Genomic DNA, 11,906 nt, shown 5'->3' on the forward strand with positions numbered 1-11,906 from the left:
CCGGGATCAACGGCCGGGAGGCCGGTCCCGTCACTGCTGTCCGCCGGCCGATCGCAGCTCGGTGGTGCCGGTGTAGCCGGGAAGGGTCAGGTCGCCGCTCTCCTGGACCTTCCAGCCGAGCCCGTACGCCTGGACGTACTGCAGGTAGTTGCGGATCGTCGGGTCGGTGTCCACGGCCGCCCGCAGGGCGTCGGTCCGGCCCACCGCCCGGACCACGTAGGGCGGCGAGTAGACCCGGCCCTGGAGCAGCAGGGTGTTGCCGACGCAGCGGACGGCGCTGGTGGCGACCAGCCGCTGGTCCATCACCTGGACGCCCTCGGCGCCGCCCCGCCACAGCGCGTTGACCACCGCCTGGATGTCCTGCTGGTGGATGACCAGGTCGTTGACGCCGGGCTCCGGGACGTTCGGGATCCGCGCGGTGGCGTTCGGCGGGGCGTCGTTGAGGGTGACGGTCAGGCCGCCGCCCTGCAGCGGTTCCAGGGCCGCGCCGAGCCGCAGGCCGTCCATCCGGGCGGCGTCGGCGGGGTTGCGGCCCTGCTGACCGGTGAGCTCCTGGGCACGGGCCTGGAGGTCGCTGAGCTGGGCCTGGGCCTGCTGGTTCTGCGCGCTGCGCTGGCGTATCACGTCGCCGAGGCTGAGCAGCGAGTTGTCGGTCCGCAGGTCGGTGCCGCGGGCGGTCTGCGCGCTGATGTAGAAGAGCAGTCCGGCGAGCGCGAAGACGGCGCAGGTCAGGGCACGTCCGACAATTCGGGTGCGGGAGCGGCGGGTGGCGGTCGGCCGAGGGGGAATCGACAAATTAGGCACCGTACCCTTATCTCCTTAAGACCCGCCGAGCCACTACGCTAACGGACGCCGGTGGCGACTGCGGGAACGGTCCCCGTAGCGTTCCCCACAGCCCACCACCGCCGACTCGAACCCCCGCTGCACCTCTGCGCGGTCTCACAGCGCATCGACAGGAGAGCTCCTCGTGCCGAAGTCTCGACTCCGCAAGAAGTCCGACTACACCCCGCCGACCACGGCCGCCGCGGTGAAGATCAGTTCGGGCCGTAGTTGGGTCGCGCCGCTGATGCTGGCACTGTTCCTGATCGGCCTGGTGTGGATCGTCACCTACTACGTGACCAGCGGCAGCTACCCGATCGAGAGCTGGCGGAACTGGAACATCCTGGTGGGCTTCGGGTTCATCGCCGCGGGGTTCGGCGTCTCCACCCAGTGGAAGTGACCTCCCGCTCGTCCTGAGGCCCGCACCGGGCCTCCCCTCCCGCCGCTCCGGACCGCGTGACCCGGGGCGGCGGTCAGGCGTGTCCGGGCCCGGACGCCCACCCGATGCGCTATCCCGACAATCGGGTTGTCGCGCTTATCCACATGGTTATCCACAGTGGGGAAAAGTCTCCCCGGCCTGTGGATAACCAGGTGCCCGCGGACTGTCCACAGCTGTGCACAACTCCCCCGGTCCGGGGGAACCGCACAGCAGGACACGCGTAGAACAGCAGTTCACCACGGGGGCGCGGAACAGCCTGTGCACAACCCCGCACCCGCTGTGGACAACCCTCCGGCGGCGTCACGCGCCGTAGCGGGCCATCCCGATCATCACCATCGCCGCCACCACGGCCACCGCCCCCAGCACGGTCAGGGCCTGGAGCGGGCCGCGCCGCTCGCGCGGCGCGTACATCAGCCCGGCCGCCGTCAGGCCGCCCACGAAGAGGCCGCCGAGGTGCGCCCGCCAGTCGATCACGTCCGACCGGGCGAAGGTGATCACCAGGTTGAACACCAGGAAGGCCACCACCCAGGCCAGCGGTCCCCGGTCGCGCAGCCGCATCACCACCGTGGCGCCGATCAGGCCGAAGATCGCGCCGGAGGCGCCCACCGTCCGCAGGCCGTCGCCCGACACCAGGAAGGCCAGGGCGCTGCCGCCCAGTCCGGAGAGCAGGTAGAGGGCCAGGAAGCGCAGCCGGCCGAGCGCCTCCTCCAGCTCGGGGCCGAGCCAGAGCAGCACCAGCATGTTCAGGCCGACGTGCCACCACTGGAGGTGCAGGAAGGCGGCGGTCAGCAGGCGGTACCACTGGTCCGGGCCGGCGGCCACGCCCTCCGGCCCGCCGGCGACGCCCCGCCCGACGCTGTACAGCTCCCAGACCTGCCCGAGCCGCGGCGCGAGCACGTAGGCGGCCAGGACGAAGACCACCGCGTTGATCCCGACCAGCACCCTGGTGACCAGTGCGTCGCCCGCGCCCGGGGCCCCGCCGAACCGGGTGGTCGCCCGGCGCGCCCCCCGGTGCCCGTCCCCGACGCACCCGGGGCACTGGAAGCCCACCGCGGCGGGCACCATGCACTCCGGGCAGATCGGCCGGTCGCAGCGGGTGCAGTGGACGCCGGTGGCCGTCCCCGGGTGCCGGTAGCAGCAGCCCGTCGCGGCCTCCGGTGTCCGATCGTCCGGGAGCATCGGCGTTCCCCTTCCCGTGCGCTACCAGCGAGGCCGTCAGCCTACTGCCGGGGCTTCCCGCCCCGGGCGTCCCGAGGGCCGGTACCCGGGCCCCGCAGACGGCCCACTCCGGAGTGCCGGTGGACAAATCAGGATGCATGATCAGCATTCAGGTGGATATGTGCATAAAGGACGCCACCCAGGAGGAGAGACTCGTGACCTTTTCGGACTCGGCTCGTGAGACGGCCACCAAGACCCGGGACACCGCCGCGCAGTTCGCGGACGGCGCGAGGCAACGCCTGGGCCCCGCCATGGACGCCCTCGGGCCGAAGGCCGCCCAGGCCGCCCAGGGCCTCCGCGTCCAGTACGACCGGCACCTCGCGCCGCAGTTCGGTCACCTCTTCGCCAGCCTGCCCCCGGAGGCCCAGAAGAGCACCCTGAAGGCCCTCCACCGGGCCCAGGAGGCCGCTCTGGCGGCCCGGCTGTCCGCCGCCCACGCCGCCGACCAGGCCCGCTCCACGGTCGGCCCCAGGGTCGCCCAGGCCGTCGAGGACGCCCGGGCCGTCGTCGTCCCGGTCGCCCAGGAGGCGCAGACCCGCGGCGCCGCCGCCTTCACCGCCCTGCAGGGCAACGTCACCTCGGCCGAGATCAGCGACCTCGCCGCCCGCAACGCCCGGCGCCGGCACCGCAACCGCTGCGCCACCGGGCTCGCCGTGGCCGGCGCGGTGGCGGTCGGCAGCGGCGTGCTGGTGTGGCAGTGGTGGCGCCGGCACAGCAACCCGGAGTGGCTGGTGGAGCCCCCGACCGGGGCGGCCGGCCGGCCCGCCGGCGCCCACGCGGCGGGCGGCGCGGCCCCGGCCGGGGTCACCGCCGCGGACGCCGCGAACGGCCCGGCGGTCACCCCGCCGGCCGCCGGCACCGGCACCGGCACCGGGGACGCCGAACCCGGCCCGCCGCCCGGCCGGCCCGCCGAGGACGACCGCCCCAAGCCGCACGACCCGCGCAAGCACCACTGACCGCCGCAACGGCCCCGCCCGACCGGCGGGGCCCGCCGGAACGCAGATCGGCCGCTGACCCGGATTCAGGTCAGCGGCCGATCGGTGTCACGACTGCGTGGAACTGTGGAGCATAGGAGACTCGAACTCCTGACATCTGCCTTGCAAAGGCAGCGCTCTACCAACTGAGCTAATGCCCCTCGTCAGGCACCGCGGGTGCCGACGGGCACTAGCGTACCGGGTTCCGGCGCGTTTCCCAGCGCCGTCCCCCCGGGCCGACCGGACCGGCCGCCGAGGCGGGGTCCGAGCGGTGCCTGGGGCGCGGCCGATCCGGTCGGGTGACCGGGCCGGCCGGCCCGGGAGGCGCGGTCGTGCGCCTCCGGAGATCGTCGATCGTCAGATCGTCCGGGCTCAGCGACCGGCCGGAACCGGGTCGGTGGCCTCGGTCCACAGGTCCTGCTCGGCGCGGTCCGCCTGGACCTGACGGTAGACAAAGAAGCCGCCGAGGGCGACCAGGGCGACCAGGAGAAGCTTCTTCACCGCGGGACCTCGTCCTTCTTGCGTTGGCGGACTCAGGAGCCGGTGCTCCGGCCGGAGTGACCGGGCCGACGAGTCCAGATGTGTTTCGAGCGCAAACGGGCTGTCGGGTGCCGGACCGCCCTTGCGGCCGATGATACACACCGGTGTCCCAATCGTGACCAGCCACCGCTGCGGCCAACCCGGGGGTCCGGGCCGAGGATTGACGCCGCACCTCCTGTCGTACCGGTCGGGCCGCCCGGAACGGGCCGGGGAAACGCCGAGGGGCCCGGAGTGCTGCACTCCGGGCCCCTCGTGGAGGTGGGCCTAACAGGACTTGAACCTGTGGCCTCTTCCTTATCAGGGAAGCGCTCTAACCGTCTGAGCTATAGGCCCCTGCCACGCGGCAAAGGTTACCGGAACAACCGGCCGGCGGTGACATCCGGTCGAACCCCCGGCTCCGGCCGGCGTCCGCGCGGAACGCCGAAGGGCCCGGAGCACATCGCTCCGGACCCTTCGCGGTGGTGGGCCTAACAGGACTTGAACCTGTGGCCTCTTCCTTATCAGGGAAGCGCTCTAACCGTCTGAGCTATAGGCCCTTGCCGCACTGAAAGATTAGCGGACCGATGGCCGATCCCCCAAATCCGGGTCGGCGGGGGCCGCCGCGCGGACTCCCCCGACCAGCGGCGACGCCCCCACGGCCGGGCGGCCCAGCAGCCACTCCCCGCGGGTCGGCGGGAGTCCGGCCGCACCCGCGTCGGTGCTGCGGACGGCGAGGACCTGGTTGACCCCGATCCGGTTCTGCTCGAAGGCGAGCGCGCTGGCGGCCATGTACAGCCGCCAGACCCGGGCCCGGCCGCGGCCGACCAGTCCGACCGCCTCCGTCCAGCGGGCCTCCAGGTTGGCCACCCACTCGCGCAGGGTCAGCCCGTAGTGCTCGCGCAGCGACTCGACGTCCCGGACCTCGAAGCCGGCCTCCTCCAGCCGGGCCACGGTGGAACCGACCGGGGAGAGCTCGCCGTCGGGGAAGACGTAGCGGTCGATGAAGGGACTGGGGCGGTAGGGCTCGCCGGGGTGGTCGGGGCGGCGGGCGATCTGGTGGTTGAGCAGCCGGCCGCCGGGCACCAGCAGCCGGTACAGGCCCTCGGCGTAGGCCCGGTACTGCACGGAGCCGACGTGCTCGGCCATCCCGATGCTGGAGATCGCGTCGAAGGGGCGGTCGGGGACCTCCCGGTAGTCCTGGAGCCGGACCTCCACCCGGTCGGCCAGACCGGCCTCCTCGACCCGGTGGCGGGCCAGCGCGACCTGTTCCCGGGAGATGGAGACGCCGACGGCGGTGACGCCGTAGTGCCGGGCCGCGTGCAGCAGCAGCGAGCCCCAGCCGCAGCCCACGTCCAGCAGGCGCATGCCGGGGCGCAGGCCTAGCTTGCGGCAGACCAGGTCGAGCTTGGCCTCCTGGGCGGCCTCCAGGCTCTTCGCCTCCGGCGTCCAGTAGGCGCACGAGTAGACCATCGAGGGGCCCAGCACGAGCCCGTAGAAGTCGTTGCCGACGTCGTAGTGGTGGCTGATGGCCGCGCGGTCCCTGCCCCGGCTGTGCAGCCGTCCGCGGGCCCGGCGGACCTCCTCCGGCGGCGGCGCCGGCTCCGGGCCGAGCGCCCCGGCCCGGAGCACGGCCGTCAGCGCGCGCAGGCCCGGCTCCCCGAGCACCTCGCCCGGGCCGAGCCGCAGCGTGCGGATCTCCGGGAGCTCGCCGAACCGGCCGACGGCCGAGAGCACCTCGTAGAGGTCGGAGTCGGGGGCGACCTCCAGGTCCCCCGCGACGTAGGCCCGGGCCAGGCCCAGCTCGCCCGGCTGCCAGAGCAGCCGGCGCAGCGCCCGGCGGTTGCGCAGGACCACGGTGGGGGCTCCCGGCGGCCCGGCCGCGCTGCCGTCCCAGACCTGCAGCCGCAGCGGTGCCGGCACCCCCAGCAGCCCCTCCACGGCCCCGACCAGTCGATCTGCGAGCTTCGCCACGTGCGCCTCCGTCCAGCCGTCCTGCGGAACGTCCTCCGGCCCGGTCGGGCGGACCGGGGGGCGGCCTGCGGCACTCCCAGACCTGGACCGGGCGGCGTCCAGCTAAACCCACCGCGGCCGGCCCGTTTCCGGGCGGCACGCCGCGGGCGGCCGGCTGTCACCCGAAATGCCGACGGGCCCCACAGGCTGGAACAGCCTGCGGGGCCCGGTCATTCCGTCCGTGGACGGCGGGCTGAGCCCGGATCAGGAACCGACCCGGGGTCAGTCCTCCTCGGCCAGCGTCAGCTCGATGCCGCCGGTGAAGCCGGCCGCCGCGTTGTAGATGAACGCCGAGAGCGTGGACAGCGCGGTCAGCAGCACGACGTCGACCACGGCGATCAGCGCGGTGAAGGTCATCACCTTGCCGAAGCCCACGTAGTCCATCAGGTTCAGGCCGCCGGTGCTGTCCGAGCCGGTGACGTCCTTCAGGGTCTTGGTCAGCGAGTCGAAGACGCCGAGCGAGTCCAGCGTCATCCACAGCACCGCCGCGGCCACGATGATGATGATCCCGACCGCCAGCGACAGCAGGAAGCTGACCTTCATCACGGACCACGGGTCGGCCTTGGTCACCCGCAGCCGGGCCTTGCGGGTCCGGCCGAGGCCGGGACCGGCGGCCGCGGGGGCCGCGGCCGGACGGCGCGCGGCGCCCGGGACGGGCGTGCCGCCGGGCGGGGTGGTGCCGCCGGTCCGGGTGCCCCGGGCCGGGGTCGGCTGCCCCTTGGCGTAGGTGGTCGGCTGCGAGAAGCCGCCCGAGCCGGGCGCCGGTGCGCTCGGCGGCGGGGGCGTCTGACCGCCGTAGGTCGCACCGCCCTGGCCCGCTCCGCCCACCGGTGGCATCAGCGAGGTGGACGCGGCCGAGTGCTCGGCCGGCGGCTGGGGCACGCCGTACCCACCCCCGCCCTGCGCGCCCGGACGGCCGCCGGAGGGTCCTCCCGCAGCACCCGTGGCTCCACTCACCTGGTCCTCCCGCACTTCCCACCAGGGCGGCGGCACCGCCCTGCTTCGTCACTCGTCATCCAGCGCCCGGCGGGATTGCCCGGAACTGGTCGGCGACCGGAGCCGCCGCGTCCTCTCTCTGGACGCGACGGCGCCGGTCCGCGGTTCGGTTCAGGCCTCGGCGTCGCCGCCGGCCACCGTCTCCGTACCCTCGGCCGTCTCGGTGGACGCGGTGTCCGCGACCTCGTCCTCCGCCGTCTCCTCGTCCTCGGCCTCCGCGTTGCGGGCCATGCCCACGACCGCGTCGCGCTTTCCGAGGTTGATCAGTTGGACGCCCATGGTGTCACGTCCGGTTTCACGAACTTCGGAAACCCTGGTGCGGATCACCCCACCCGACAGGGTGATCGCCATGATCTCGTCGGTGTCGTCGACCACGAGCGCCCCGACCAGCGAGCCCCGGCCCTCGACGATCTTCGCCGCCTTGGTGCCGTAGCCGCCGCGTCCCTGGACACGGTACTCGTCCACGCCGGTGCGCTTGGCGTACCCGCCGTCGGTCGCGGTGAAGACGTACGTCCCCGGCCGGACGACGTTCATCGAGAGCATCTCGTCGTCCTCGCGGAAGGCCATGCCCTTGACGCCAGAGGTGGCGCGGCCGGTGGGCCGCAGGGCGTCGTCGGTCGCGGTGAAGCGGATCGACTGGGCCTTCTTGGAGACCAGCAGCAGGTCGTCCTCGGAGGAGACCAGCTCGGCGCCGATCAGCTCGTCGTCCCGGCCCTCGTCGTCCTGGCGCAGGTTGATCGCGATCAGGCCGCCGGAGCGCGGGGAGTCGTAGTCCTTCAGCGGGGACTTCTTCACCAGGCCGGCCCGGGTGGCGAGGACCAGGTACGGCTTGTCCTCGTACGTCCGGACGGCCATCACCTGGGCGATGTGCTCCTCCGGCTGGAAGGCCAGCAGGTTGGCGACGTGCTGGCCGCGGGCGTCGCGCCCGGCGTCCGGCAGCTCGTAGCCCTTGGCCCGGTAGACCCGGCCCTTGTTGGTGAAGAACAGGATCCAGTTGTGGGTCGTCGTCACGAAGAAGTGGTCGACGATGTCGTCCTGCTTCAGCTGGGCACCGCGCACGCCCTTGCCGCCGCGCTTCTGCGAGCGGTAGAGGTCGGAGCGGGTCCGCTTGACGTAGCCGCCGCGGGTGATCGTGACGACGATGTCCTCCTCGGCGATGAGGTCCTCGATGGAGAGGTCGCCGTCGGAGGGGATGAGGGTGGAGCGCCGCTCGTCGCCGTACTTCTCGACGATCGCGGTGAGCTCCTCGGAGATGATCTCCCGCTGGCGGGTCGGCGAGGCCAGGATCGCGTTGTACTCGTCGATCTTGCGCTGCAGCTCGTCGTGCTCGTCGGTGATCCGCTGGCGCTCCAGGGCGGCCAGGCGGCGCAGCTGCATCTCCAGGATGGCGTTGGCCTGGAGCTCGTCGATCCCCAGCAGGCCCATCAGGCCGGTGCGGGCGGCGTCGGCGCTCGCCGAGGCCCGGATCAGCGCGATGACCTCGTCGATCACGTCCAGGGCGCGCAGCAGGGCGCGCAGGATGTGGGCGCGCTCCTCCGCCTTGCGCAGGCGGAAGGTGGTGCGCCGGACGATGACCTCGACCTGGTGGTTGACCCAGTGCCGGATGAAGGCGTCCAGCGCCAGGGTGCGCGGCACGCCGTCGACCAGGGCCAGCATGTTGGCGCCGAAGTTGGTCTGCAGCTCGGTGTGCTTGTACAGGTTGTTCAGCACGACCTTGGCGACGGCGTCGCGCTTGAGCACGACCACCAGGCGGGTGCCGGTGCGGGACGAGGACTCGTCGCGGACGTCGGCGATGCCGGCGATCTTGCCGTCCTTGACCAGGTCGGCGATCTTCAGCGCGAGGTTGTCCGGGTTGACCTGGTAGGGCAGCTCGGTGATGACCAGGCACTGGCGGCCCTGGATCTCCTCGACCTCGACCACGGCGCGCATGGTGACCGAACCGCGGCCGGTGCGGCAGTAGTCGTCGATCCCGCGGCGGCCGACGATCAGCGCGCCGGTGGGGAAGTCGGGGCCCTTGATCCGCTCGATCAGCGCCTCGAGCAGCTCCTCGTTGGAGGCGTCCGGGTGCTCCAGCGCCCAGAGCGCGCCGGAGGCGACCTCGCGCAGGTTGTGCGGCGGGATGTTGGTGGCCATGCCGACCGCGATGCCGGTGGCACCGTTGACCAGCAGGTTGGGGATGCGCGCGGGCAGGACGGTGGGCTCCTGCGAGCGGCCGTCGTAGTTGGCGGCGAAGTCGACGGTCTCCTCGTCGATGTCGCGCATCATCTCCATGGCCAGCGGCATCATCTTGCACTCGGTGTAGCGCATGGCCGCGGCCGGGTCGTTGCCCGGGGAGCCGAAGTTGCCGTTGCCGTCGACCAGCGGCATCCGCAGCGACCACGGCTGGGCCAGCCGGACCACGGTGTCGTAGATCGAGGTGTCGCCGTGCGGGTGGTAGTTGCCCATCACGTCGCCGACGACGCGGGCGCACTTGTAGTAGCCCTTCTCGGGGCGGTATCCGCCGTCGTACATCGCGTAGAGCACGCGTCGGTGCACCGGCTTGAGGCCGTCGCGGACCTCGGGGAGCGCCCGGCTGACGATCACGCTCATCGCGTAGTCGAGGTAGGACCGCTGCATCTCGGTCTCGAGCTCGACCGGCTCGATGCGCATCGTCGTCTGGGCGGTGGCCTCGGCGGCCTGGGGGGTCTCGGGCTGTTCGCCGTCGGGACGGTTGTCGTCGACCACTGGTGGTCAGTTTCCTTTCACGCGGACTGGTACGTGCTCGCTGCCGGGTCGGGCGGCGTCACACGTCCAGGAAGCGGACGTCCTTGGCGTTGCGCTGGATGAAGGAGCGGCGCGCCTCGACGTCCTCGCCCATCAGCACGGAGAACAGCTCGTCGGCACGGGCGGCGTCCTCCAGGGTGACCTGGAGCAGCAGCCGGTGCTCGGCGTCCATGGTGGTGACCCGGAGCTCCTCGGCGTTCATCTCGCCGAGACCCTTGAAGCGCTGGATCGCGTCGTCCTTGGGCAGCCGGCGCCCGGCCTCCACGCCGGCCGCGATGACCGCGTCGCGCTCGCGGTCGGAGTAGGCGTACTCGAAGTCGTCCTTGCCCCACTTGATCTTGTACAGCGGGGGCATGGCGAGGTACACGTAGCCGGACTCCACCAGCGGCCGCATGAAGCGGAACAGCAGGGTGAGCAGCAGGGTGCGGATGTGCTGTCCGTCGACGTCGGCGTCCGCCATCAGGACGATCTTGTGATAGCGGAGCTTGGCGTCGTCGTAGTCCTCCTGGATGCCGCAGCCGAAGGCCGAGATCAGCGCCTGGACCTCGGTGTTCTGCAGCACCTTGTCGATCCGGGCCTTCTCGACGTTCAGGATCTTGCCGCGGATCGGCAGGATGGCCTGGGTGCGCGGGTCGCGGCCCTGCTTGGCCGAGCCGCCGGCGGAGTCACCCTCGACGATGAAGATCTCGCACTCGGACGGGTCCTTGGACTGGCAGTCGGAGAGCTTGCCCGGCAGCGAGGCGGACTCCAGCAGGCCCTTGCGGCGCGTCAGGTCGCGGGCCTTGCGGGCGGCGACGCGCGCGGTGGCGGCCTGGATGGACTTGCGGATGATGTCCGCGGCCTCGTTGGGGTTGCGGTCCAGCCAGTCGTTGAGCTGCTCGTGGACGACCTTCTGGACGAAGGTCTTGGCCTCGGTGTTGCCCAGCTTGTCCTTGGTCTGGCCCTCGAACTGCGGCTCGCCGAGCTTGACCGAGATGATCGCGGTCAGGCCCTCGCGGATGTCCTCGCCGGAGAGGTTGTCGTCCTTCTCGCGGAGCAGCTTCTTGTCCCGCGCGTAGCGGTTGACCAGGCCGGTCAGCGCGGCGCGGAAGCCCTCCTCGTGGGTGCCGCCGCCGTGGGTGTGGATGGTGTTGGCGAAGCTGTAGACCCCCTCGGTGTACGAGGAGTTCCACTGCATCGCGACCTCCACCGAGATCGCCTTGTCCTTGTCCTCGGCTTCGAAGTCGATCACCGAGGGGTGGACGACCTCGCCCTTGCGGGAGTTGAGGTGGGCGACGAAGTCGGCGATGCCGCCGTCGTACTTGTACGTGACGGTGAGCGGCTTGCCGTCCTCGTCGACGTGCTCGGGGCGCTCGTCGGTCAGCGAGATCGACAGGCCCTTGTTGAGGAAGGCCATCTCCTGGAAGCGCCGGGAGAGCGTCTCGAAGGAGTAGACGGTGGTCTCGAAGATGTCGCCGTCGGCCCAGAAGGTCACCGTGGTGCCCGTCCGGTCGGTCGGCTCGCCCTTGACCAGGGGGGCGACCGGCGCGCCCATCTTGTAGTCCTGGGTCCAGATGTGGCCGTCCTTGTGGATCTCCACGGAGAGCCGGGTGGACAGCGCGTTCACCACGGAGACGCCGACGCCGTGCAGACCACCGGAGACCGCGTAGCCGCCGCCGCCGAACTTGCCGCCGGCGTGCAGGACCGTGAGCACGACCTCGACGGCGGGCTTGTCCTGACCGGGGACGATGTCCACCGGGATGCCTCGGCCGTTGTCGACGACGCGGATCGCACCGTCGGGCATGATCGTGACGTCGATGGTGTCGGCGTACCCCGCCATCGCCTCATCGACGGAGTTGTCCACGACCTCCTGCACCAGGTGGTGCAGGCCGCGCTCGCCGGTGGAGCCGATGTACATGCCGGGGCGCTTGCGGACGGCGTCGAGGCCTTCCAGCACCTGGATGTTGCTACCGGTGTAGGAAGCCTGGTCGGTCTGGTCTGGGGTCTGGCTGGGGTTGCCGGAATCGGCCACGAAGCGCCCTCTCTGGCACAGCACGGGCCGCATTCCCGCCCCGTGCGGGCGAGCGTGCGACCACGGCGTTTCGACTCGGTTGCCACTAGCAACAGTGTTTGGCTCTCAGTCTACCGGTACGACTGACAGAGATGGGCGTTTGGCAGCCCTTGAAGGC

Annotated in this window: 9 protein-coding genes and 3 tRNA genes; 2 read left to right on the forward strand and 10 right to left on the reverse strand. The window is 71.7% G+C overall.

All coding sequences use genetic code 11. From position 1 onward, the window contains the following. Nucleotides 1-30: 30 nt before the first annotated feature. Complete coding sequence (locus tag ACIRS1_RS07885) at nucleotides 31-795, reverse strand: DUF881 domain-containing protein (RefSeq protein ID WP_360212896.1); 765 nt, start codon at nucleotides 793-795, stop codon at nucleotides 31-33. Nucleotides 796-967: 172 nt separating this feature from the next. Here ACIRS1_RS07885 and crgA point away from each other — a divergent pair, with 172 nt between their 5' ends. Next, complete coding sequence (gene crgA / locus ACIRS1_RS07890) at nucleotides 968-1,219, forward strand: cell division protein CrgA (RefSeq protein ID WP_360212894.1); 252 nt, start codon at nucleotides 968-970, stop codon at nucleotides 1,217-1,219. Nucleotides 1,220-1,558: 339 nt separating this feature from the next. Here crgA and ACIRS1_RS07895 read toward each other — a convergent pair whose 3' ends face one another. Then, on the reverse strand, nucleotides 1,559-2,437 hold the full coding sequence (locus ACIRS1_RS07895; RefSeq protein WP_402837788.1) for a rhomboid family intramembrane serine protease: 879 nt from the start codon (nucleotides 2,435-2,437) through the stop codon (nucleotides 1,559-1,561). Between the two features lie 194 nt (nucleotides 2,438-2,631). On the opposite strand from ACIRS1_RS07895, the gene ACIRS1_RS07900 reads away from it, so the two are divergent. Beyond that, on the forward strand, nucleotides 2,632-3,432 hold the full coding sequence (locus ACIRS1_RS07900; protein ID WP_402837790.1) for a DUF5324 family protein: 801 nt from the start codon (nucleotides 2,632-2,634) through the stop codon (nucleotides 3,430-3,432). 106 nt (nucleotides 3,433-3,538) lie between these two features. Here the strand turns inward: ACIRS1_RS07900 and ACIRS1_RS07905 are convergent. From ACIRS1_RS07905 to gyrB, 8 genes are all read right to left on the reverse strand, one after another. Beyond that, a tRNA-Ala gene (locus ACIRS1_RS07905) sits at nucleotides 3,539-3,611 on the reverse strand. 211 nt (nucleotides 3,612-3,822) lie between these two features. Continuing rightward, nucleotides 3,823-3,951: a DLW-39 family protein gene (locus tag ACIRS1_RS07910; RefSeq protein WP_014137031.1), complete on the reverse strand. Its 129-nt coding sequence runs from the start codon at nucleotides 3,949-3,951 to the stop codon at nucleotides 3,823-3,825. Between the two features lie 298 nt (nucleotides 3,952-4,249). Further along, nucleotides 4,250-4,323 (reverse strand) — tRNA-Ile (locus ACIRS1_RS07915). A gap of 126 nt (nucleotides 4,324-4,449) precedes the next feature. After that, nucleotides 4,450-4,526: transfer RNA gene (locus ACIRS1_RS07920), tRNA-Ile, on the reverse strand. A 16-nt stretch (nucleotides 4,527-4,542) separates the two neighbouring features. Next, on the reverse strand, nucleotides 4,543-5,940 hold the full coding sequence (locus ACIRS1_RS07925) for a class I SAM-dependent methyltransferase (protein ID WP_402837792.1): 1,398 nt from the start codon (nucleotides 5,938-5,940) through the stop codon (nucleotides 4,543-4,545). 261 nt (nucleotides 5,941-6,201) lie between these two features. Continuing rightward, on the reverse strand, nucleotides 6,202-6,861 hold the full coding sequence (locus ACIRS1_RS07930) for a DUF3566 domain-containing protein (RefSeq protein WP_360212886.1): 660 nt from the start codon (nucleotides 6,859-6,861) through the stop codon (nucleotides 6,202-6,204). A 225-nt stretch (nucleotides 6,862-7,086) separates the two neighbouring features. Next, on the reverse strand, nucleotides 7,087-9,624 hold the full coding sequence (gene gyrA / locus ACIRS1_RS07935; protein ID WP_387900758.1) for a DNA gyrase subunit A: 2,538 nt from the start codon (nucleotides 9,622-9,624) through the stop codon (nucleotides 7,087-7,089). Nucleotides 9,625-9,757: 133 nt separating this feature from the next. Further along, entirely contained in the window at nucleotides 9,758-11,773 is a 2,016-nt protein-coding gene (gyrB, locus tag ACIRS1_RS07940) for a DNA topoisomerase (ATP-hydrolyzing) subunit B (RefSeq protein ID WP_402837795.1), read from the reverse strand. Nucleotides 11,774-11,906: the final 133 nt, after the last annotated feature.

Origin of the sequence: Kitasatospora sp. NPDC101176 (assembly GCF_044768035.1) — a bacterium.
Classification (GTDB): domain Bacteria; phylum Actinomycetota; class Actinomycetes; order Streptomycetales; family Streptomycetaceae; genus Kitasatospora.